The organism is Brevundimonas sp. SL130, assembly GCF_026625805.1.
Lineage (GTDB): Bacteria > Pseudomonadota > Alphaproteobacteria > Caulobacterales > Caulobacteraceae > Brevundimonas.
The window spans coordinates 3,454,657-3,476,576 of sequence record NZ_CP113064.1 but is presented as its reverse complement, the minus strand read 5'-3'; the positions used below and the strand labels follow the sequence as shown (position 1 = coordinate 3,476,576).

The 21,920-nt window shown below is 67.3% G+C and carries 24 protein-coding genes and 2 tRNA genes; 17 read left to right on the top strand and 9 right to left on the bottom strand.

All coding sequences use genetic code 11. The features are described 5' to 3' along the window. Positions 1–134: 134 nt before the first annotated feature. The 7 genes from OU998_RS16860 (at position 135) to OU998_RS16830 (ending at position 4,771) form a co-directional block, all read left to right on the top strand. Positions 135–464 (top strand): YbaB/EbfC family nucleoid-associated protein, encoded by a 330-nt coding sequence (locus tag OU998_RS16860; RefSeq protein ID WP_267514796.1) that lies wholly within the window; start codon positions 135–137, stop codon positions 462–464. Then, entirely contained in the window at positions 464–1,081 is a 618-nt protein-coding gene (recR, locus tag OU998_RS16855) for a recombination mediator RecR (protein WP_267514795.1), read from the top strand. The genes OU998_RS16860 and recR overlap by 1 nt, the downstream gene beginning before the upstream one ends. A 51-nt stretch (positions 1,082–1,132) precedes the next feature. Then, positions 1,133–2,347 carry a DNA recombination protein RmuC gene (locus OU998_RS16850; RefSeq protein ID WP_267514794.1) on the top strand — a complete coding sequence of 405 codons (1,215 nt, stop codon included), beginning with the start codon at positions 1,133–1,135 and terminating at the stop codon, positions 2,345–2,347. 81 nt (positions 2,348–2,428) lie between these two features. After that, positions 2,429–2,899, top strand: coding sequence for a hypothetical protein (locus OU998_RS16845; protein WP_267514793.1), 471 nt, complete (start codon positions 2,429–2,431; stop codon positions 2,897–2,899). A gap of 10 nt (positions 2,900–2,909) precedes the next feature. Further along, entirely contained in the window at positions 2,910–3,113 is a 204-nt protein-coding gene (locus OU998_RS16840) for a helix-turn-helix transcriptional regulator (RefSeq protein ID WP_267514792.1), read from the top strand. After that, complete coding sequence (locus tag OU998_RS16835; protein ID WP_267514791.1) at positions 3,110–3,763, top strand: hypothetical protein; 654 nt, start codon at positions 3,110–3,112, stop codon at positions 3,761–3,763. Before OU998_RS16840 ends, OU998_RS16835 begins: the two co-directional genes overlap by 4 nt. 39 nt (positions 3,764–3,802) lie before the next feature. Then, entirely contained in the window at positions 3,803–4,771 is a 969-nt protein-coding gene (locus tag OU998_RS16830; protein WP_267514790.1) for a TraB/GumN family protein, read from the top strand. Between the two features lie 22 nt (positions 4,772–4,793). On the opposite strand, the gene OU998_RS16825 is transcribed toward OU998_RS16830, so the two are convergent. Beyond that, entirely contained in the window at positions 4,794–4,922 is a 129-nt protein-coding gene (locus OU998_RS16825) for a hypothetical protein (RefSeq protein ID WP_267514789.1), read from the bottom strand. A gap of 76 nt (positions 4,923–4,998) precedes the next feature. On the opposite strand from OU998_RS16825, the gene OU998_RS16820 reads away from it, so the two are divergent. Together OU998_RS16820 and OU998_RS16815 are read left to right on the top strand one after the other, a co-directional pair. Continuing rightward, positions 4,999–5,073, top strand: a tRNA-Gly gene (locus OU998_RS16820). A gap of 92 nt (positions 5,074–5,165) precedes the next feature. Further along, entirely contained in the window at positions 5,166–6,377 is a 1,212-nt protein-coding gene (locus OU998_RS16815) for a cation:proton antiporter (RefSeq protein ID WP_267514788.1), read from the top strand. Positions 6,378–6,380: 3 nt separating this feature from the next. Here OU998_RS16815 and OU998_RS16810 read toward each other — a convergent pair whose 3' ends face one another. Both OU998_RS16810 and OU998_RS16805 read right to left on the bottom strand, forming a co-directional pair. Further along, positions 6,381–6,938, bottom strand: coding sequence for an ActR/PrrA/RegA family redox response regulator transcription factor (locus OU998_RS16810; protein WP_267514787.1), 558 nt, complete (start codon positions 6,936–6,938; stop codon positions 6,381–6,383). Between the two features lie 107 nt (positions 6,939–7,045). Then, positions 7,046–8,506, bottom strand: a complete 1,461-nt coding sequence (locus tag OU998_RS16805) for an ActS/PrrB/RegB family redox-sensitive histidine kinase (RefSeq protein WP_267514786.1) — start codon at positions 8,504–8,506, stop codon at positions 7,046–7,048. A gap of 44 nt (positions 8,507–8,550) precedes the next feature. Here OU998_RS16805 and OU998_RS16800 point away from each other — a divergent pair, with 44 nt between their 5' ends. Beyond that, the gene (locus OU998_RS16800) at positions 8,551–9,168 is read left to right on the top strand and encodes an SCO family protein (protein WP_267514785.1); all 618 of its coding nucleotides are present in this window, start codon (positions 8,551–8,553) and stop codon (positions 9,166–9,168) included. Here the strand turns inward: OU998_RS16800 and OU998_RS16795 are convergent. Together OU998_RS16795 and OU998_RS16790 are read right to left on the bottom strand one after the other, a co-directional pair. Continuing rightward, a complete protein-coding gene (locus OU998_RS16795) occupies positions 9,165–10,826 on the bottom strand; it encodes a peptide chain release factor 3 (protein ID WP_267514784.1) in 1,662 nt (553 codons plus the stop codon). The genes OU998_RS16800 and OU998_RS16795 overlap by 4 nt on opposite strands. A 31-nt stretch (positions 10,827–10,857) precedes the next feature. Continuing rightward, entirely contained in the window at positions 10,858–12,426 is a 1,569-nt protein-coding gene (locus OU998_RS16790; protein ID WP_267514783.1) for a tetratricopeptide repeat protein, read from the bottom strand. 268 nt (positions 12,427–12,694) lie between these two features. Between OU998_RS16790 and OU998_RS16785 the strand changes: the two genes are divergently transcribed. Further along, positions 12,695–12,850 carry a hypothetical protein gene (locus OU998_RS16785; RefSeq protein WP_267514782.1) on the top strand — a complete coding sequence of 52 codons (156 nt, stop codon included), beginning with the start codon at positions 12,695–12,697 and terminating at the stop codon, positions 12,848–12,850. A gap of 21 nt (positions 12,851–12,871) precedes the next feature. On the opposite strand, the gene OU998_RS16780 is transcribed toward OU998_RS16785, so the two are convergent. After that, the gene (locus OU998_RS16780) at positions 12,872–13,246 is read right to left on the bottom strand and encodes a hypothetical protein (protein WP_267514781.1); all 375 of its coding nucleotides are present in this window, start codon (positions 13,244–13,246) and stop codon (positions 12,872–12,874) included. Between the two features lie 121 nt (positions 13,247–13,367). Continuing rightward, positions 13,368–14,018 (bottom strand): DUF1345 domain-containing protein, encoded by a 651-nt coding sequence (locus tag OU998_RS16775; protein ID WP_267514780.1) that lies wholly within the window; start codon positions 14,016–14,018, stop codon positions 13,368–13,370. Positions 14,019–14,174: 156 nt separating this feature from the next. Here OU998_RS16775 and OU998_RS16770 point away from each other — a divergent pair, with 156 nt between their 5' ends. Continuing rightward, positions 14,175–16,313: a malate synthase G gene (locus OU998_RS16770; protein WP_267514779.1), complete on the top strand. Its 2,139-nt coding sequence runs from the start codon at positions 14,175–14,177 to the stop codon at positions 16,311–16,313. 87 nt (positions 16,314–16,400) lie between these two features. On the opposite strand, the gene OU998_RS16765 is transcribed toward OU998_RS16770, so the two are convergent. After that, positions 16,401–16,476: transfer RNA gene (locus OU998_RS16765), tRNA-Ala, on the bottom strand. A 223-nt stretch (positions 16,477–16,699) separates the two neighbouring features. Further along, positions 16,700–17,158: a TIGR02300 family protein gene (locus OU998_RS16760; RefSeq protein ID WP_267516833.1), complete on the bottom strand. Its 459-nt coding sequence runs from the start codon at positions 17,156–17,158 to the stop codon at positions 16,700–16,702. Positions 17,159–17,282: 124 nt separating this feature from the next. On the opposite strand from OU998_RS16760, the gene aroA reads away from it, so the two are divergent. The 5 genes from aroA to rpsA all read left to right on the top strand — a co-directional run bounded on the left by aroA (position 17,283) and on the right by rpsA (position 21,765). Next, a complete protein-coding gene (gene aroA, locus OU998_RS16755; RefSeq protein WP_267514778.1) occupies positions 17,283–18,593 on the top strand; it encodes a 3-phosphoshikimate 1-carboxyvinyltransferase in 1,311 nt (436 codons plus the stop codon). A gap of 4 nt (positions 18,594–18,597) precedes the next feature. Next, positions 18,598–18,921 carry a type II toxin-antitoxin system RelE/ParE family toxin gene (locus tag OU998_RS16750; protein ID WP_267514777.1) on the top strand — a complete coding sequence of 108 codons (324 nt, stop codon included), beginning with the start codon at positions 18,598–18,600 and terminating at the stop codon, positions 18,919–18,921. Next, on the top strand, positions 18,914–19,222 hold the full coding sequence (locus tag OU998_RS16745) for an addiction module antidote protein (protein WP_267514776.1): 309 nt from the start codon (positions 18,914–18,916) through the stop codon (positions 19,220–19,222). Before OU998_RS16750 ends, OU998_RS16745 begins: the two co-directional genes overlap by 8 nt. Next, entirely contained in the window at positions 19,222–19,866 is a 645-nt protein-coding gene (gene cmk, locus OU998_RS16740) for a (d)CMP kinase (RefSeq protein WP_267514775.1), read from the top strand. Before OU998_RS16745 ends, cmk begins: the two co-directional genes overlap by 1 nt. 195 nt (positions 19,867–20,061) lie before the next feature. Beyond that, complete coding sequence (gene rpsA / locus OU998_RS16735) at positions 20,062–21,765, top strand: 30S ribosomal protein S1 (protein ID WP_267514774.1); 1,704 nt, start codon at positions 20,062–20,064, stop codon at positions 21,763–21,765. Positions 21,766–21,920 lie beyond the last annotated feature (155 nt).

The window sequence follows — 21,920 nt, the reverse complement described above, 5'->3', positions numbered from 1 at the left end:
CAAAGGCAACAAATGCAGGTGCTGATTTAATCTTTTCCGCAACTGTATCAAGTGCGAATATCGCAATCCATCGTTTCCATTGATGCGACCAACACCCCCTGTCGCCCGGCCCGGCTTCGCCTTATCTAGGGGGGATGAAAGACCTGACCCAATTAATGCAGCAGGCCCAGGCGATGCAGCAAAAGCTGCAGGACGCCCAGGCGAAGATGGCCGAAACCTCAGCCCAGGGCTCCTCGGGCGGGGGGCTGGTGAGCGTGTCCCTGAAGGGGGCGGGCGAGATCACCGCGGTCAGGATCGACGACAGCCTGCTGACGCCGGGCGAGGGCGAGATCCTGGCCGATCTGATCGTGGCGGCCCACGCCGACGCCAAGCGCAAGCTGGACGAGGCGAACAACGCCCTGATGCGCGAGGCCGCCGGCCCCATGGCCGGGATGAATATTCCCGGAATGCCGAAACTGTTCTGATGGCGGCGTCTGCGGGCCCTGAGATCGAGCGGCTGATCTCGCTTCTCGCCAAGCTTCCGGGCCTGGGTCCGCGCTCGGCCAGGCGCGCGGCCCTGGCCCTGCTGAAGCGGCGCGAGCAACTGCTGGTGCCGCTGGCGGCGTCCCTGGCCGAGACGGCCGAGAAGGTTGTGTCCTGCTCGGTCTGCGGCGCGCCCGACACCCGCGACCCCTGCGCCATCTGTTCGGACGGATCGCGCGACAACGGCCTGATCTGCGTGGTCGAAGAGGCTGGCGCCCTGTGGGCCATGGAGCGGTCGGGCGCCTTCCGCGGCAAATATCATGTGCTGGGCGGCCTGCTGTCGGCCCTGGACGGGGTCGGCCCCGAACATCTGCGCATCGCCGAACTGGTCGGTAGAGTCAGACACCAGAATGAGGGGGGCGGCGCCGTGCGCGAGGTCGTCCTGGCCCTGCCCGCCACCGTCGACGGCCAGACCACCGCCCACTATGTCGCCGAACGCATCGCCGGCCCCGACGTCCAGGTCACCTCCCTGGCGCGCGGCGTGCCGGTGGGCGGCGAACTGGACTGGCTGGACGACGGCACCATCGTTCAAGCCATGCGGGCCCGACGGCCGGCGTAATCCGCCACTCACCGGCTTTTCCGGGAGGCCGACTCCGGCTAGGAACGGAGCATGAACATGCTCGCGCTGATCCTCGCCGTTCTCGCCGCCGCCCTGGGGGGCGGTTTTCTGTGGGCCTATATGGGGTGGCAGAGGGCGCAGGGGGCGTTGTCGGCGGCTCTGGCGCGGATCGATCTGGTCGAGGAGAGTCGGGTCACCATGGGCGAGCTGCTGAAGGCCCAGGCGGCCCAGTCGGCTCAGGTGGTGGCGGATCAGATGGTCAGTCGCGCGACCGAGACCTTCCGGGCCCAGGACCAGCTGGCGCGCGAGCGGATGGCGGCCCAGCTGAAGCCGGTGGCCGACACCCTGACCAAGTTTCAGGAACATGTGGCGGCGCTGGAGAAGACCCGGGCCGAGGAGACCGGCGGTCTGAAGGAACAGCTGACCCAGCTGATGGCGGCCTCGTCGGCGACGCGAGACGAGGCGCGCAAGCTGACCGAGGCCCTGCGCGGCAACACCGGGCGGCGCGGTCGCTGGGGCGAACAGACCTGCCGCAATGTGCTGGAGGCCGCGGGCATGGCCGGGCGGTTCGACTTCACCGAACAGACCTCAAGCGCAGATGACGAGGGGCGTCAGAACCGGCCCGACTTCCTGGTGCGGTTGCCCGGCGGCGGCCTGTTCGTGATCGACGCCAAGGTGCCGCTGGCTTTTGACGACGAGGAGGGCGACGAAGAGGCGCGCGCCCGCTCGGTCGGCCTGCGCATCGCCGCCAGCCTGAAGACCCATGTGCGCCAGCTGTCGTCCAAGGCCTATCAGGACCAGTTCAAGCCCAGCCCGGATTTCGTCGTCCTGTTCGTGCCGGGCGACAGCTTCCTGGCCACCGCCCTGGACCATGCGCCGGACCTGTTGTCGGACGCGATGGAGTCGCGGGTCGTCATCGCCACCCCCTCCACCCTGTTCGCTCTGTGCAAGGCCGTCGCCTACGGCTGGCGGGCCGAGGAACAGGCGGCCAATGCCGACAAGGTCGCGGCCCTGGGGCGCGAACTCTACAAGCGGCTGTCGGTCATGGGCGGCCATGCCTCGGCGGTGGGTCGGGCGCTGGATCAGGCGGTGGGGAAATACAACCAGTTCGTCGGCTCGCTGGAGAGCCAGGTCATGGTCTCGGCCCGCCGGTTCGAGGATCTGCAGGTGGACCACGAGGGCAAGGAAATTCCCGCCCTGGCCCAGGTCGAAACCCAGCCGCGCCTCATCACCCGACCGGAGCTGACGGGACCGGCAGACAACTGAGCTTGTCTCTTTGACAAGGGTGCTTGACAGGCGCGGGTCGCGAGGTAAAGTTTCCTTGTCATAAGGACAAGGAGGCATTCCATGCCGAGGACTGTCGTGAAAATCTTGATCGGCTCGGCTGTAGCCATGGTCGTCCTGATCATCCTCTCCGGCGTCGCTGGATACGCGGTCGGCTATGTCTTCGCCGACGACCCTGACGCCATGGCCCGGTTTGAGGTGGCGGTCGCGCCAGTCGTGCTCGGCGTGTTGGGTGTCGGGCTTATGTCCGCCGCCCTATGGACGGCCGTGCTGTGGATGCGCTCGATCGATGAGGCGGCGCGCGAGGCTCACAAGTCCGCCTGGTTCTGGGGCGGCTCGACGGGCATGATGCTGGGCGGCATCGCGATTATTCTGTCCTTCCTGCCCCAGGCGTCGGAATGGCGTCTTCCCTTCACCTTCTTCGACCGGGATGACCCCGCCATCCATGCGGCCATCGGCGCCTATGCGATGATTTTGCTGATGCTGCTCGGCTACGGCGTCGCCTGGGCTTGGTGGTGGTGGAAGCGCCGGTGAGGGCTGAACCATGAACAACCGCCTCAAGGTGTTGCGGTCCGAACGCGACTGGTCCCAGGCCCATCTCGCCGAACTGCTGGGCGTGTCGCGCCAGACGGTCAATGCGCTGGAGACCGGTCGCTACGACCCCTCCCTGCCTCTGGCCTTCAAGATCGCCCGGATCTTCGCCCAACCCATCGAATCCATTTTTTCGGAACAGGAGAACGACGGATGACCGTCTCTTCCCCCAAAAATCCACGCCTGCCGCGTCGTCTGCTGGTCGGCTTCGGCTTCGGCGCGGTCATGGGCGCCGCCGGCTATGTCTTCGGCCGAACGCTCCTGCCCCAGCTGATCGGGCCGGACGCCCTGGACGGCCTGGACCTGAGATGGTCAGACGCTCTGGCGGCCTTGACCGGCATCGCCCTGATGATCGGCGCCGGCGCGGTCATGGTCATCAGTCTGGACCCGCGTCGTCTGGCCCGGATGTATCATCTGGAAGAGCCCGCCTCGCCGGAGGAGGTCGGTCAGGCCCGCTTCCAGGCGGCGGTCCTTGGCTTCTCCGGCTTCATCCTGCTGCTGCCCCTGGCCTTCGCTCTGGCGGGACTGGCCGGCGGCCTGGCGATGGGTCTGATCATTCTGCTGTTCGCCCTTCATACGGTGCTGAACATCAGGATGTGGCGCGGCGTCGATGAACTGCTGCGCCGCACCACCCTGGAGGCCGCCACCGCGACCTTCTTCCTGGGACAGGGGCTGCTGTTCCTGTGGGCGGCAGCCGAGCGGCTCAGCCTGCTGCCGCCGCTCACCGCCTGGGACGTCTACGCCGTCCTGATGACCCTCTACCTGTTTGTCTCCGCCGTCGTGTCCGCCCGTCGCGGGCTCGCCTAAGCCCCAACGTTTCCGCATTTTCCAACCGAGGAACCAATCATGACCCTTTCCAAACGCCTGAAATCCTCCGTCTCCAATCTGGCCCAGGGCGTCGTCGGCGTCGCCGCCGGCCTGGCCCTGGTCTTCGCCATCGCCGGCGCGCCTGCCCAGGCCCTGGCTCAGGCCGCCCCGGCTCCAGCCGCCGCCGCGCCCGCCATCCAGGGCCAGGGACCGGCCCTGTGGGTGGTCAAGGATGCGGACTCGACCCTGTATCTGTTCGGCACGGTCCATGTGCTGCGCCCGACCACCGGCTGGGCCAGCCCGCGCGTCAACACCGCCTTCGACAGCGCCTCGGAGATCTGGTTCGAGGTCACCAACGCTGACGACCAGGCGGCCATGATGCCCCTGATCCAGCAGTATGGTCTGTCGCCCCAGGCCCCTCTGTCCAGCCGTCTCACGGCCGATGAACTGGCCCAGCTGGACGTCGCCGCCCAGAGCATCGGCGCCTCGGCCGCCCAGCTCGATCCGCTGAAACCCTGGCTGGCCGCCCTGTCCCTCTCGGTCGCTCCTCTGGTCAAGGCGGGTTACGATCCTCAGTCGGGCGTCGAACCGGCCTTGAAGGCGCGCGCCGAGGCCGCCGGCAAGACCATTCACGGCTTCGAGACCCTTGAAGACCAGATCGGCATGCTGGCCACCCTGCCCGACGACGTCCAAATGGAATTCCTGCGCGAGACGCTGAAGGACTATGACCAGGCGGTGGTCGTCCTCGACTCCATGGTCGAGGCCTGGGCCAAGGGCGACGTCAAAGCCCTGGACGAGATCGTCGTCGAGGAGATGAAAACCGACGCCCCGGAGCTGCACAAGGTGATTCTGGTCGACCGGAACACCGACTGGGCCGACCAGATCCAGACCCAGCTCCAGGGCTCCGGCACCGCCTTCATCGCCGTGGGCGCCGCCCACCTGACCGGCGACGACAGCGTCCAGTCGATCCTGAAGTCGCGCGGCGTCGCCGTCGAAAGCGTCGAGTAGAATAGACGGAAGGCGGCGGCGCTCAGGCCAGGTTGACGCCCCAGGCGAAGATCACCCACAGCGCCGCCGCGATCGCCGCCGCCAGTATTGCGGCCGCAAGACAGCCGAAGCCGAGGCTGCCCTGGCCGCCTCCGTCGTTGCCTCTGCGCATTTTGGATCCTCCCCCGGACAAGACCTTGCCCCGCCGTCTTGAGCCGCGCCAGACCTGCGTCTAAGGAAGACCTCGCGCGGGCGTAGTTCAGAGGTAGAACGTCAGCTTCCCAAGCTGAATGTCGTGGGTTCGATTCCCATCGCCCGCTCCAAGTTTCGCCCGCTAGGGCGTCTCGTGTGCGTGACATCCGCCGGCCAAGGCGGGGCGGCGCAGGGGGCGAAGCGTCGCCTTGGGAGGGGTGTGATGCCGCATGTGATGAATACGACCGAGCTGTATCTGATCGCCATGCTGATCATCTTCAGCCTGCCCTATCTGGTCTGGCGCGGCCTGAAGACCGATCATTACGCCCCCTTGGTGGTGGTGCAGATCGTCGGCGGCATCCTGTTGGGGCCGGGCGTGCTGGGGGCGGCCTTTCCGGCCTATTACGACACGGTGTTCAATCCCCAGGTGATCACGGCCCTGAACGGCGTGGCCTGGTGGGCGGTGATGATCTTCGTTTTCATCGCCGGTCTGGAGCTGGATCTGCATCAGGCGTGGGAGAAGCGCGGCGAGACGGCCGTCACCTCGGGCCTGGCCCTGATCGCGCCCCTGGCCCTCGGGTCCCTGGCGGCGCTCGGCATGCTGCAATTCCCCGGCTGGTCCGGGCCAAAGGGCCAGACCTGGCAGGTGGTGCTGGGGATCGGCATGGCCTGCGCCGTGACCGCCCTGCCGATCCTGATCCTGTTCATGGAAAAGCTGGAGATCCTGCGCCGGCCGATCGGCCAGCGGATCCTGCGCTACGCCAGCCTGGACGACATCGCCATCTGGGGGGTGCTGGCCCTGATCCTGCTGGATTGGGAGAGGGTCGGGCGTCAGGCCGGCTTCCTGATCGGGTTTGCCGTGGCGGCCTGGGCGGTGCGCCGGCTGATGAAGCGGCTGCCGGAGTCGGACCGCTGGTACGTCGCCCTGATCTGGCTGGCCGCCTGCGGTTTCGCCGGCGACTGGTCGGGCCTGCACTTCATGGTCGGGGCGTTTCTGGCCGGGGCTGTGCTGGATCACCGCTGGTTCGACCAGGCCAGGATGGACCTGTTCCGCAACCATGTCCTGCTGGCGATGATGCCGGTCTTCTTCCTGTCGACGGGCTTGCGGACCCAGTGGGACGTCGGCGGCGTGGCGGTGTTCGCGGCGGCGGCGGTGCTGCTGGTCGCCTCGGTGGCGGGCAAGCTGGCCGGGGTGCATATGGCCGGCCGGATCCTGAAGTGGGAGAAGGGCGAGGCCTCGATCATCGGCTGGCTGCTTCAGACCAAGGCCCTGATCATGATCATCTTCGCCAACATCCTGTTGGACAAGCAGATCATCACCAACGAGACCTTCACCGCCCTGCTGCTGATGGCCGTGGGATCGACCATGCTGACCATGCCGATGGTCAAGCCGCAGCTGGCCCGTCTGGGCCGGCTGCTCGGCAAGACCGGCTAGGTCTTAACGCGGCGCGCGCTTGGCCAGGATCCGCTGCAGGGTGCGGCGGTGCATGCCCAGACGGCGCGCGGTCTCCGAGACATTGTGGTCGCACAGCTCGTAGACCCGCTGGATATGTTCCCAGCGCACCCGGTCGGCGCTCATCGGATTGTCCGGCGGCTCGGGCGCCTCGTCGGCCGTGGCCAGCAGGGCCTTGACCACGTCGTCGGCGTCGGCGGGCTTGGACAGATAGTCGACCGCCCCGGCCTTGACCGCCGCCACGGCGGTGGCGATGGCGCCGTATCCGGTCAGCATGACGATGCGGGCGTCCTCGCGCTTCTCGCGCACCGCCTCGACGATCTTCAGGCCGTTGCCGTCGTCCAGCCGCATGTCCAGCACGGCGAAGGCCGGGGCCTTGTCGCGCAACAGTTGATGGGCCTCGGCGACGGAGCCGGCGGTGGTCACTTCGAACCCGCGCGATTCCAGCGCCCGGCCCATGCGGGTGCGCAGGGCCTGATCGTCGTCCAGCAACAGCAAGGATTTGTCGGCCAGGCTGGCGATACGGGTCTCGAGTTCGGACATTCTGTTCTCCTGCCGCTTCAAGTCGGCACGCAAGGCCGTTCGGTCAAGATCAAGCTATCGCCTGCGACGCTTCGACCCAATACGGGCGTCGGTGCGGTTCGGACCGTTTATGAGGCGACTTCCAGCGCCGGGCGGGCCCAACGCACCGCCACACGGGCGCCGCGCAGGGGGGCGCGCCCCTCGGACGAGGCCTCCGGCCGGGACAGGCCCTGGCCCACGCTGACCACGCCGCCGGTCCGCTCCAGCAGGGTGCGGGCGATGAAGAAGCCCAGGCCCATGCCGCCCTGGCTGGGCGCCACCGCCGTGTCCGGCCGGGTCAGGCGTGCGCCCGAGGCGGCGGCCGCGATCTGGGCCGCCAGGGCCAGGCGCGCCTTGCCGTGGGGGCGGCTGGTCACATAGGGCTCGCCCAATCGGGGCAGGATGTCGCTGGGAAAGCCCGGTCCGTCGTCCAGGATGGCGATCTCGATCCAGCCGGCGTCGACCTGGGCCTGGACCCGCACGGTGGAGGCGGCGAAGTCGGCGGCGTTCTCGACCAGGGTGGACAGGCCGTGAACCACCTCGGGCAGGCGGCGCACGCGCGGCGCGGGCTGGCCGGGCGGGGTCTTCACCAGCACTTCGAATTCCAGATCAAAGCCCCGGTGCGGCTCAACCACCTCTTCCAGCAGGGCCTTCAGCGCCACGTCGGCGTACAGGGCGTCGTCCCCCTCCGGCTGTCGCGACAGCTGGGCCAGAATGCCCCGGCACCGTTCCGCCTGTTGCAGGATCAGGGCGGCGTCCTCTGCTGCGTCGCTGTCGGGAGCCGAGGCGCGCTGCAACTCCTTGGCCACGACCTGGATGGTCGCCAAGGGCGTGCCCAGCTCATGCGCCGCCGCCGCCGCCAGCCCGCCCAGGGCCGCCAGACGCTGCTCGCGTTGCAAGACGTCCTGGGTGGTGGCCAGGGCCAGTTCCAACTTCTCGGCGTCGGCCGCCACCCGCCAGGCGTAGCCGGCGGTGAAGACCACGCCCGTCACCAGGGCCATGACCATGCCCAGCCGGTAGAGCAGCGGCAGGTGGAAATTCTCGTAGGGCCGCCAGGGCAGGGGCTCGGACCAGAAGAACAGCACCCCCACCGCGATCAGGGCCAGCAGGCCCAGGGTCACGGCCTGGCGCGCGGGCAGGGCCGCCGCCGCGATCGTCACCGGCGCCACCAGCAACAGGCAGAAGGGGTTCTCCAGCCCCCCCGTCAGGCCCAGCAGGACGCCCAGCTGGAAGATGTCGAATCCCAGATGGATGGCCGTGGTCCGGCCGTCCGGCAGGCTGGCCTCCAGTCGCCGCACCCGCGCCATGGCCCCGACGTTCACCGCCGCGCTGACGGCGATGACGATCAGGCAGGGCCAGAGCGGCAGGGGGAAGTGCAGGCCCTGCGACGCCGTCAGTATGGCGGCGCTCTGCCCCAGGATCGTCAACCAGCGCAGGACGATCAGGGTGCGTAGCGAAAATCCCCGGCCGCGACGCGGGGCGTCGCCCCATCCGGCCTCGGACAGTCCGGCGGGGGCGTGCGGCGCGATGCGGTCTTCTGTCGAGGTCACGGGCCTTCTATAGACCGGGTCCGAGGTTTTCGTCAGAGGTCGTCATGCCGCGTCGTTCCATCCTGCTGTTCGCGGGCGCCTGTATCGCCATCGCCGCCGCCCTGGCCATCGTCACCGTGGTGGTGGTGTCGGGCCGCGCCCCCGCGACGGCCGAGGTCACCTCCACCGGCCAGCCCCTGGTCGGCGGCGATTTCCAGCTGGTGAACCAGGACGGCGCAACCGTTGATCAGACGATGCTGAACGGCAAATGGAGCCTGGTCTTCTTCGGCTTCACCTACTGCCCCGAGTTCTGCCCCACCACCCTGGCCGAGATGGCGGCGGTGCAGCAGCGGCTGGGCGACAAGGCCGACGACCTCCAGATCGTCTTCGTCAGCATCGACCCCGAACGCGACACGCCCCAGCAGCTGAAGGACTATCTGTCCTCAGACGGCTTCCCCAGGGGGACCATCGGCCTGACGGGCACGCCGGACCAGGTCGCCCAGGCGGCCAAGGCCTACCGCGCCTATTACGAGAAGGTCGGCGAGGGGGAGGCCTATACGATGAACCACTCCCTGACCGTCTATCTGATGGGGCCGGACGGGAAATACCGCGCCGCCGTCGCCTACGGCCTGGGGCCGGACAAGTCGACGACGGTGATCCAGGAGGCGATGGCGCGGGGCTAACCCCGCTCCTTGGTCTTGGTGAAGGCCACCTTGGGGAAGCGTTCGCCGACATAGCCGGTTTCCCAGCTCGACTTGGCCAGGAAGACCGGAGCCTGGTCGATGTCGCGGGCCATCTGCGGGCGGTATTTGCCCGAGAAGTCCTCGATGTCCGCATCGCTTCCGTTGACCCAGCGGGCCTCGGCGTAGGGGCTGGGTTCGAAGACGACGTCCAGGCCGTATTCCTCGCCCAGCCGGTCGGCCATGACCTCGAACTGCAGCTGGCCCACGGCGCCGACGATGAAGTCGGCCCCGATCTCGGGGCGGAACAGCTGGGTCACGCCTTCCTCGGCCAGGCCTTCCAGCGCCTTCTTCAGGTGTTTGGCCTTCAGTGGATCCTTGACCCGCACCCGTTGCAGGATTTCAGGCGCGAAGTTCGGCAGGCCGGCGAACCGGACCACGCCGCTCTCCGACAGGCTGTCGCCGACCCGCAGCACGCCGTGGTTCGGAATGCCGATCACGTCGCCGGCGAAGGCGTCGTCGGCCAGTTCGCGGTCACTGGCGAAGAACATGATCGGCGCATTGACCGACAGGGACTTGCCCGTGTTCTGGACCTTCAGCTTCATGCCGCGCTTAAAGGCGCCCGAGGCCATGCGGAACATGGCGATCCGGTCGCGGTGGTTGGGGTCCATATTGGCCTGGACCTTGAAGACGAAGCCGGTGACCTCGTCGGCGCCGGGCTCGACCACCGTATCGACGGGGGCGGGGGCGTTGCGGGTCTCGGGCGGGGATTCCTTCCTGGCCTTCATCACCTTGGGCGCCGGGGCCCAGTCGCCGATGGCCTTCAGCAGTTCGTCGATGCCGAAATGGCGCAGGGCCGACCCCCACAGGACCGGGGTCATATGGCCCTCCAGGAAGGCCTGGCGGTCAAAGGCCGGATAGCCGCCCTCGACCAGTTCGACCGCCTCGGCCAGGTTGTCCTGCTCGCCCGCCTCGAAATATTGCGCCGCCTGGTCCAGCGGCAGGGCGGCGGGGTGTTCGGGATCCTCGGCTGAACCGGCGATCTTGCGGGTATAGGGCTGGAACCGGCCGGTGCCGACCTCGACCATGCCGCGCAGACGATTGCCGCTCTCAGCCGGCCACCAGATCGGCGCCGGGTCCAACTGAAGGCGGCTGGCTATGTCGTCCAGCAGGGTCATCGGGTCCTGGGCCTCTCGGTCCAGCTTGTTGATGAAGGTGATGATCGGAATGTCGCGCAGGCGGCAGACCTCGAACAGTTTCAGCGTCTGCGGTTCGATCCCCTTGGCGGCGTCCAGCACCATGATGGCGCAGTCGGCGGCGGTCAGGGTGCGATAGGTGTCTTCGGAAAAGTCCTCGTGCCCCGGCGTGTCGAGCAGGTTGAACATCTTGCCGTCGTGCTCGAACGTCATGACCGAGGCGCTGACGGAGATGCCGCGCTCCTTCTCGATCTTCATCCAGTCGGACCGCGTCCGCCGGTTCTCGCCCCGCGCTCGCACGGCCCCGGCGGCGCGAATGGCGCCGCCGGCCAGCAGGATATGCTCGGTCAGGGTCGTCTTGCCCGCATCCGGGTGGGCGATGATGGCGAAGGTCCGGCGCCTCGCCGCCTCGGCGGCGAGGGTCCTTGAAGACTTGGCGGCTTCTTCGGGCAGTGTCAGTGTCATGGCGCGCGACTAGCGCGCCCGGCCGCGAAAGTCACTCGTTGGCGGGCGCCGGAGGCGATTCAGGATCGTCTTCGGGCTCGGGCGGGGTTTCATCTTCGGATGTGACCTCGGAGTCCGGCGAGGGGAGCGCGTCTCCATTCTTCAGTGCCGCTATGATCCGCGCCGCATAGTCCGCCGCGCCGCCGCCGTGCGGATTGTTCGCCAGGGGCGCCAGCAGGGCAAGCGCGGTCTCCTTGTCCTCGGTCGCGATCAGGGCGCTGGCGTAGGCCAGGCGGACCTCGGCCAACTGCGGCGCCCGGTCGAAGGCGAGCCCCAGCGTCAGCAGGTCATTTTCGTTGGGATAGCTGGGCTCCCCGCTCCGCAGTTCGCCGACCAGCATCAGGGTCCGATAATCGTTCTCTGCGGCGGCGTAGGCCTGGCTGAGATAGTCTCTCGCCTGGCGCTTCAAGGCGATCCTTTCAGCCGGCTCCTCGACATCGCGCGCCTGACGCAGGCGCTCCTGGGCCAGGAACTGCAGCGCCTCGACATTGTCGGGTTCCAGCTCGATCAGCCGTTGCAGGGCGCGTTCGCCGGCGGGGCGGTCGCCGAAATGCATGCCGGCGTGGCCGGCCGCCAGCAGGGCCAGGGGGTCGTCGCCGTGGCGGGCGGCGATGCTCGCCACCTCCTGCCCCAGGGCGGCCCGATCCTCGTCCTCCACGCCGATCTTCAGCCTTTGATTGATCAGCAGCAGGTCGTTCGCCGAACGGGGCAGGCGGGTCACGGTCATTTCCGCAGGCGGGAAGTCGCCGGTGATGACCCGCACGACCAGCGACCTTTGGTTCAGGTATCGACGCAAGGCGGAGCGCAACTCACCCATTGTCATGCCGGTCGCGGTCTCCATGGCCTCGACAGGGTCGGCGCCTTCGGAGACGGCGGTCAGATAGGCGCCCAACTGCTGAAGACGCGCGGGGTCGCTGAAGAACCAGTGGGTCAGCAACCAGGCGACCGGATAATAGGTTTCGCGATAGCTGCTGCGCGTGATGTCGCCGGGTCGCGATCGCAGCAGCATCTCCAGCGGGATCCAGTCGCCGTTGACCAGCCAATAGGCCCGGTTTTCGCTATAGCCGCCCACCTGAATCCTGCCGCCGTCGATATCGGCGGTCATGTAGTATTCGGCGAACCCTTCGACGAACCAGCCGGGATAGGCGGCCGGCATGCTGCCCAGCATGAAATGGTGGACGTATTCATGGAGCAGGACTTCGTCGTTCTCGCCGCGGATCGCCACGGCGAATATGTCTTCGGACGTCGGGAAATAGGTGCCGACGACATGTTTTGCGGTGGCGAGGTGCACCCGCAGCAGGCCGGACCTGGAGTTGACCAGATAGATGGGCAGTTTGCGGGCCGGCGCTTCGCTCATCGGGAAGCCGGACCGGTAGCGCATGACCCGGTCGAAGGTCTCAAGCTTCTGAACATAGTCTCGGAGCGACCGCTCGTTGCCCTCGCTGTAGACGATGAAGCGTTCGCTTTCGGCCTTCAGCCACTCGGCGCGCGCGGCCGTCGCCGAAAGCGCCAGCGTCGCCAAGGCGGCCGCCAATAGGGCGCCCAGTCCCGATCGTTTCATCGCTTGTTCCCCATCCGCGCCGAACGGGACTGAAGCCATCCCGTCTCCCCCGACCCCCGCGTTGTCGCAAAGGTTGTGCGGGATCGTAAAGGGCCGTGTGCAGATCGCGCGAAAAAACCCGCCCTCTGCGCGCCATTTGCCGCAGATCAAATAACCCCTCGCCATCAGGGGCTATTGGAGTCATGGTCGAGTTGGAGGACGATCAGGCCGTCAGAGCCCGACGCTCCCCTCCCGGGTCAAACCGGGACCATAGGGAAAGGAAAAGACGATGGCTGTGATCCATCCTGAAGACCGCGTTTCCGGTCTCGACCGGTCTCGCTTAGAACACCCCCGCAAGATGCATCCGGCCGTGGGCCTGGTGATGGGCTTCGGCTTCATCTTCGTCGTCGCGACGCTCGTGCACGTCCTGTTCAGGGCGCTCTGAGGCAGTTTAAGCCAGCCGGCGTCAGGCGGCCAGACGGTTCCATACGGCGCGATCGGCCGCGATCGCGTCCAGGCGACGGCCCTTGTCGTGCAACTGGTTCATCACCGCGTCGGGCAGGGTGCAGAAGCGCGGCTCGACCAGGTCGGGGTTGCAACCTGCGGCCGGCGCGGCGAACAGGGCGGCGTTGACGTCCGGGCTGCGCTCGGCGATCAGCCAGGCTAGGCGACGCGCCCGCTCGGGGTCGGTGCGGTGCAGCAGCGGATCCTCGGCGAACAGTTCGCAGCCCAGTTCCAGCACATAGTCGAAGCCCAGCTTCTCGAACCGGCGCGCGTCGGCGGGCGTGACCGGGCAGGCCTCGTCCAGATCGAACACGACGTCGTTGAGAAGAAACAGCATGGACCAAACGCTTCTGGCGAACCGGACGCGATGTCGTCCGTGCTGTCCGATTTACGACAGTTCGCTTGCGGTCCGGTTCACGGACGCGGTTAAGCCTTTGTGACCGACCGGGGTGGAACCTCTAGCCTGCGCCCAGCCCGCCCACCGCCAGATTGACCGCCAGCGCCACGATCACGGTGTTGAACACGAAGGCGGTCAGGCTGTGGACGCTGGACAGCCGCCGGATTCCCCGATCGGCGATCTGGACGTCGGCCGTCTGGCAGGCCACGCCGATGATCAGGGCGAAATGCAGAAAATCCCAATAGTCGGGCCGGGTCTCGCCGGGGAAGATCAGTCCGCCCCTGTCCTGTTCCCCTTCGCCCCGCTGATAGAAGGCGTGGGCGTAGTGCAGCGCGAAGATCAGGTGGATGAAGGTCCAAGACAGAGCGACCGTCGCCAGGGCCAACAGGCCGTCTCGTAGGGGAGATCCGCCGGCCCGCGCCTCGCCGATCACGACGATGATGCTGGTCGCCGCCGCCAGCAGGCTGAGCGGCAGCACGGCCGCGCCGGTCTGGTCCAGGGCCGCGGCCCGTCTGCGGATCGCGTCGGCGTCCTGCGCCAGGGCCATTCGCACCAGAGTGGCGGCGATGAAGATCGCGACCCCGGCGATCCAGCCATAGGCTATGCGCGTCAGGGCGCTTTCCACGGCGGGGGTCGACACGGTGACCAGGATCATCACCCCAAGGCTGGCGAACAGGACGCTGTAGAGTCGAAGGGGGCGAAACAGGGTCATGAACCGGATCATGACGTCGCGCGCGCGGACCGCAAGCCGGCCCCCTCAACGAAAAGCGACCCGCCTGACGCGACGTGACCCTTGCGAAGGTCCGCTTGGTCGGCTTAGCGTGATCACGCATTGTTACAGCCCGGCCGTCGCCGGAGAAGGGCCGCCATGACCACCTATGAAGATCGCGCCGGATTGCAGGTCGCGGCCGAGCTCGTGGCCTTGATCGAGCAGGAGGTCCTTCCGGGACTGGGGCTGGATGCGGCGGGCTTCTGGGCGGGAGCGGCGCAGGTCTTCGCGCGGTTCGCACCGGACAACCGCGCCCTGCTGGCCCGGCGCGACGATCTTCAGGCCCGGATCGACGCCTGGCACGCCGCGCGACGGGGTCAGCCCTATGACGGGGCCGCCTCCCAGGCCTTCCTGCGCGAGATCGGCTATCTGGTCGATGAGCCGGCGCCCTTCGCCATCGGAACGAGCGGGGTGGACGCCGAGATCGCCCGCATGGGCGGGCCGCAGCTGGTCGTGCCGGTGTTGAACGCGCGGTTCCTGCTGAACGCCGCCAACGCCCGCTGGGGCAGCCTGTACGACGCCCTGTACGGCACGGACGCGCTGGGCGACCTGCCGACCGGCGGCGGCTATGACGCGGCGCGCGGCGCCCGGGTCGTGGCCCGCGCCAAGGCGTTTCTGGATCAAGCCGCGCCCCTGGCCGACGGGTCGCACGCCGATGTCGCCGGCTGGTCGGTGGTCGAGGGCGGCCTGACGCCTGCGCTCAAGGATCCGGCCCAGTTCATCGGTTTCGGCGGCGACGCGGCTGCGCCGTCGTCGATCCTGCTGGCGCACCACGGCCTGCACATCGAACTGGTGATCGACCGGTCTCACGCGGTCGGCCGCGCTGATGCGGCGGGCCTGGCCGATGTGGTGCTGGAATCGGCCCTGACCACCATCGTTGATCTGGAGGACTCGGTCGCCGCCGTGGACGCCGCGGACAAGGTCGAGGCCTATCGTAACTGGCTGGGCCTGATGCGCGGCGACCTGGCCGCCACCTTCAAGAAGGGCGGCGAGACCCTGACCCGCACGCTGGAGCCCGACCGCCGTTGGGCCGCGCCCCAGGGCGGCGACGTGACCCTGAAGGGCCGCAGCCTGCTGTTCGTGCGCAACGTCGGCCATCTGATGACCACGTCGGCCATCCGCCTGGCCGACGGCTCCGATGCGCCCGAAGGCGTCATGGACGCCGTCGTCACCAGCCTGATCGCCCTCTATGACATCAAGGGCCTCGGGGCTTTCGGCAACAGCGCGACGGGATCGGTCTATATCGTCAAGCCCAAGATGCACGGGCCGGACGAATGCGCCTTCACCGACCGGCTGTTCGACGCGGTCGAGGATCTGCTGGCCCTGCCGCGCTACACGATCAAGGTGGGGGTGATGGACGAGGAACGCCGCACCTCGGCCAATCTGGCGGCCTGTATCCATGCGGTGAAGGATCGGATCGTCTTCATCAACACCGGCTTCCTGGACCGCACCGGCGACGAGATCCACACCGCCATGCAGGCCGGGCCGGTGGTGCGGAAGGCCGACATCAAGTCCAGCGCCTGGATCACCGCCTATGAAGCGCGCAACGTCGCCATCGGCCTGAAGTGCGGCCTGTCCGGCAAGGCCCAGATCGGCAAGGGCATGTGGGCCGCGCCCGACCGGATGGCCGATATGCTGGAGCAGAAGATCGCCCATCCCCGCACCGGCGCCAACACCGCCTGGACCCCGTCGCCGACCGCCGCCACCCTGCACGCGCTCCATTATCACGCTGTGGACGTCTTCGCCGTCCAGGCCGAGGTGGCGACCCGCCCGACGCCGGGGCTGGAGGCCCTGCTGACCCCGCCCCTGGCCCACGGCGTCAACTGGTCCGAGGACGAGGTGGCGGCCGAGCTAGACAACAACGCCCAGGGCATCTTGGGTTATGTCGTCCGCTGGATCGACCAGGGCGTCGGCTGTTCCAAGGTGCCCGACATCCACGACGTCGGTCTGATGGAGGATCGGGCGACCCTGAGGATCAGTTCGCAGCATATCGCCAACTGGCTGCTGCACGGGGTCTGCACCCCCGAGCAGGTGGATGCGGCCTTCCTACGCATGGCGGCCAAGGTCGACGCCCAGAACGCCGGCGATCCTCTATACCGTCCCATGGCCCCCGATCCGGACGCCAGCCTGGCCTACCAGGCCGCCCGCGCCCTGGTGTTCGAGGGCGCGGCTCAGCCGAACGGCTATACCGAGCCCTTGCTTCATGCCTACCGGACGAGGGCCAAGGCTGCACACTGACGCCGCCTTCAGTTCCGCTTCGGCGGGGGTGCTTGAGCTCCAGATGCAACGAAGCCCGGCTGCCTTCGCAGCCGGGCTTCTGGAAACTGGTGGAGCTTAGCGGAGTCGAACCGCTGACCTCTTGCATGCCATGCAAGCGCTCTACCAACTGAGCTAAAGCCCCGGACCTTGCGGTCTGGTTCGCCCGGTTCATCTTGCGATGGCCCCCGGCGAGGCGGCGGAACCTATGTCAGAGCTTTTTTTCGATCAAGCCCGTTTCGACATTTATTTTCACATCGGTTCCGGATGTGAAAAACAGCAGCGATTTCAAACCCAACAGAGGTTCGAAAGGCCGCTGGCCTGCCGCGTCTCCCCTAAAGGGAAACGCGGCTGACGCAACAAAAAAATCAGTCGTCGTCGCGCGACGGCTTGGCGATCTCGTCCTCGATGGAGTCATCGTCGTCGTCTTCGATGAACGGCACTGAGTCGTCGTCATCGTCGCCGAGGTCGTCGTCGTCGCCGTCGGTGGCGCCCATGCCGGCTTCTTCCGAAGCATCGGCGGGGGTGTCGTCATCGTCGTCGGGCGTGAGGATCGGCTCGTGGCCTTCCTCGTCGATCTCCGGCGCCCGGATTTCTTCTTCCTCGTCCTCGTCGGACTCGGCCTTCTTGTCCTTGACCTGATCTTCCGTCTCTTCGTCGTCGGCGGGATAGCCGGGACGAACGCGACGGCTGCGCAGCTTCAGGGCTTCTTCGGGATCGAAGTCCGTGCCGCATTTGGGGCAGTGGGCGGGGCGGCGGTTCAGGTCGTAGAACTTAGCCTGGCAGTTCGGGCAAACCTGTTTGGCGCCCAGTTCGGGATTGGCCACGTTTGGAACTTTCAACGGGTTGAATTCGGGGCGGTCCCTTGCCACCCCTAGGAGCCGCTGTCAAAAGCTGTCTTTCGCGCGGCCCGCGCGGCTCCCTCCCCAACACAGCCTGAAGCGGGTGAATATGCCGACTCAACTGACCGCCAGACGCTCTGACGCCCTTGCTGGAACGGTCCGCGCGCCCGGCGACAAGTCGATGTCACACCGCTCGATGATTCTGGGCGGCATGGCCTCCGGCGTGACCGAGGTCGAGGGTTTGCTGGAAGGCGACGACGTCCTGGCCACCGCCCGTGCGGTCGAAGCCTTCGGCGCCAAGGTCCAGCGGACCGGCGCCGGCAAATGGCGGATCGAAGGGGCGGGGGGCTTCAAAACACCCGCATCTGTGATCGACTGCGGCAACGCCGGCACCGGTGTGCGCCTGCTGATGGGGGCGGCCGCCGGCTATGGGCTGACGGCGACCTTCGACGGCGACGCCTCGCTGCGGAAACGGCCGATGAAGCGCGTCACCGGCCCCCTGGCCGACATGGGCGCCCGGTTCGGCTGGCTGGCGGCCGAGGACCGGTTGCCGGTCGCCCTGACCGGTGGGGCGCTGACGGCGATCGACTATGTGCAGACCGTGGCCTCGGCCCAGGTCAAGTCGGCTATCCTGCTGGCCGGGTTGAACGCCCAGGGCGTCACCTCGGTGACCGAGCCTGAAAAGAGCCGCGACCATACCGAACGCATGTTGCGCGCCTTCGGCGCCGAGGTCGGTGTGCAAGAGGTGGGCGAGGGCTGGACGGTCACCCTGAAGGGCGGCCAAGCCCTGACTGGGACCTTCGTCGCCGTGCCGGGCGATCCGTCCTCGGCCGCCTTCCCCCTGGCGGCGGGCCTGGTGGTTCCGGGTTCAGCCGTGACGGTCGAAGGGGTGATGCTGAACCCCCTGCGCACCGGCCTGTTCGACACCTGGATCGAGATGGGCGCCGATCTGACCATCACCAACCGGCGTCAGGCCGGCGGCGAGGACGTCGGCGACATCACCGCCCGACATTCGGCCCTGAAAGGCGTGGTCGTGCCCGAGGCGCGCGCCGCCTCCATGATCGACGAATATCCGATCCTGGCCGCGACGGCGGCCTTTGCCGACGGCGTTACCGTCATGCGCGGCGTGGGCGAGATGCGGGTCAAGGAAAGCGACCGGATCTCGCTGATGGTCGAGGGTCTGCGCGCCTGCGGGGTGCCGGTCGAGGAAGAACCCGAGGGCTTCATCGTCACGGGCGCCGCCTCGGTTCCGGGCGGCGCGACCGTCCACACCGCCCACGATCACCGTATCGCCATGAGCCACCTGGTCCTGGGTCTGGCCGCCGATCAATCGGTTTCCGTCGACGAACCGGGCATGATCGCCACCAGCTTCCCCGGCTTCGTCGAGATGATGAACGGTCTGGGCGGTCGGATCTCTTGACGAAATGTCGCCTATAGACGACGATGCGGCTGTAAGGCTGACCTTCACGCCGGTCTTTGATCGCTGGCTTCTCAGGCTTCGCGATCATAGGGCGGTCGCTCGGATCACGACTCGTCTCGAACGGCTGTCGGGCGGCCACTGGGGCGATGTGAAGCCGGTGGGCGAGGGCGTCAGCGAACTGAGGATCGCCTACGGACCTGGCTATCGTCTGTATGCGATGAAGAAGAACGAGGCCTGGGTCATTCTGTTGGCTGGAGGCGACAAGTCGAGTCAGGACCGCGACATCGTCGAGGCGAAACGGCTGGCTGAGGAGTATCGAAATGACTGAGCCGCTGATCGAATTCGATCCCGCCCGCTACCTGAACACGCCGGAAGCGGTGGAGGAGTATCTGGTGTCCTCGTTCGAAGACGCCGCCGAGTTCGGCGATCCGCGCATCATCACCAAAGCCTTGGGCGCTGTGGCGCGGGCAAAGGGCATGACGAAAATGGCTCAGGACGCCGACCTGTCGCGCACGGCCCTTTACCGCGCGCTCAGCGAAGAGGGACGGCCTGAGCTTTCGACCATCTTCAAGGTGATGCAGGCCCTGGGGCTGCGCCTTGCCCCCGTTCGTGTGGACTCCGCCGCCTGATGCCGCTGATCATCGCCGTCGACGGCCCCGCCGCCTCGGGCAAGGGCACTATCGCCGCGCGGCTGGCGCAGACCTATGGTCTGCCGCATCTGGACACCGGCCTGTTGTACCGCGCTGTGGGCGTCAAACTGCTGGAGGCCGGTGGTTCGCTGGACGATGAGGCGGCCGCGACCCAGGTCGCCCGGGCTCTGGACGCCGCCGACGTGTCCGAAGACCCCCGGCTGACCACCGGCGAGGCGGGCGAGGCGGCCAGTCGCGTCGCCGGCCATCCCGGCGTTCGCGCGGCCCTGCTGGACCTGCAACAGGCCTTCGCCGCCCAGGCCGGGGGCGCGGTTCTGGACGGGCGCGACATCGGCACGGTGATCGCCCCGGACGCCCCGGCCAAACTGTTCGTCACCGCCGCGCCCGAGACCCGGGCCGACCGTCGCTGGAGACAGCTGATGGCGCGCGGTTTCGACATCGGCTTCGACGAGATGCTGGCCGACATCCAGCGCCGGGACGAACGCGACGCCGGTCGCGGCGCGGCCCCGATGATCCAGGCTGAAGACGCGGTCTTGCTGGACACCACCGACATGGGTATAGAGGCGGCCTTCGATGCGGCCCGCCGTATCGTCGAGGCGGCGCGCGCGAAACACGGTCTCTGACCTTTTTCGCAAATCCAACGCGTCCACCCTCGGCTTCCGCGGGCGTCCTGATCGTTCTGAACGGCCTCGCATCCTGACGACCTGCCTATCTTTCCCTATCGCCTCGGCGCAGCGGCTTGCTGTGTCAGTGGCGTCCACCTCGCGCGGGGCCGTCCGGTCGCGCGCCATAGCCCCTACGGAATGCTTTTCAGCTTCATGACTGACACCCTCTCCCCCTCGCGCGACGATTTCGCCGCGCTGCTCGACGAACAACTGCAGGGCCGCGACTTCGGCGAAGGCCAAGTGGTCCACGGCCGCGTCGTCGGCATCGAAAAAGACATCGTCATCATCGACGTGGGCCTGAAGACCGAAGGCCGCATCTCGATGCGCGAATTCGGCCAGGGCGAAGACGCCAAGCTGCCGAAGGTCGGCGACAACGTCGAGGTCTACCTCGAGCGCGTCGAAAACGCCCTTGGCGAAGCCGTCATCAGCCGTGACAAGGCCCGCCGCGAGGAAGCCTGGACCCGTCTGGAAGTCGTGTTCGCCGAAGGTCAGCCGGTCAACGGCGCCATCGTCGGTCGCGTCAAGGGCGGCTTCACCGTCGACCTGGGCGGCGCCTCGGCCTTCCTGCCCGGCTCGCAAGTCGACATCCGCCCGGTGCGCGACGTCGGCCCGCTGATGGGCAAGGAACAACCGTTCCAGATCCTGAAGATGGACCGTCCGCGCGGCAATATCGTCGTCTCGCGTCGCGCCATCCTGGAAGAAGCCCGCGCCGAACAGCGCACCGAGCTGGTCGGCCAGCTGCAAGAGGGCGAAGTCCGCGACGGCGTGGTCAAGAACATCACCGACTACGGCGCCTTCGTGGACCTGGGCGGCATCGACGGCCTGCTGCACGTCACCGACATGTCGTGGAAGCGCGTCTCGCACCCGTCGCAAGTCCTCGCCGTCGGCGACAGCGTCAAGGTCCAGATCGTCAAGATCAACCCGGACACCCAACGTATCTCGCTGGGCATGAAGCAACTGCAGTCGGACCCCTGGGACGGCGTGGAAGCCAAGTATCCGGTCGGCGCCAAGTACACGGGCCGCATCACCAACATCACCGACTACGGCGCCTTCGTGGAGCTGGAAGCCGGGGTCGAGGGCCTGGTGCACGTCTCGGAAATGTCCTGGACCAAGAAGAACGTCCATCCGGGCAAGATCGTCTCCACCTCTCAGGAAGTGGACGTGGTCGTCCTGGACGTCGACGCCTCCAAGCGCCGCATCTCGCTGGGCCTGAAACAGGCTCAGGACAATCCGTGGGACGCCTTCGTCGCCAACAACCCGATCGGCTCGACCGTCGAGGGCGAAGTCAAGAACGCCACCGAGTTCGGCCTGTTCATCGGCCTGGACAACGACATCGACGGCATGGTGCACCTGTCCGACCTCGACTGGTCGGTCTCGGGTGAAGAAGCCATCCAGCGCTACCGCAAGGGCGAGATGGTCAAGGCCAAGGTCCTGGACGTCGACGTCGAGAAGGAACGCGTCTCGCTGGGCATCAAGCAGCTGGGCGGCGATCCGATCGGCGAGGGCGACACCTATCGCCGCGGCCAGCAGATCACCGTCACCGTCTCGTCGATCGAGTCGGGCGGCATCGAGGTCAAGTTCGGTGAAGACGACGCGCCGGTGACGGCCTTCGTCCGCAAGTCGGACCTGTCGCGTGATCGCAACGAGCAGCGTCCGGAACGCTTCGCCGTCGGCGATCGCATCGACGCCATGATCACCGCCGTGGACAAGGCCTCGCGCCGCGTCTCGGTGTCGATCAAGGCGCTGGAAATGAAGGACGAACAGGAAGCCATCGAACAGTTCGGCTCGTCCGACTCCGGGGCTTCGCTGGGCGACATCCTGGGCGCCGCGCTGAAGAACGCCGGCACCAAGGACTAAGCGCTTAAGCTGCGGAGCGCCTCGCGCTTCGCGGTAGCGTAAAAAGACTGAAGGGCGGCGGGAGCGATCCCGTCGCCCTTTTCTCTTTTTGACGCATACGAGTGTACGGAACCGCACATAAATCGTGCGAATGCCGCCTGTCCTTGGTGGATAAG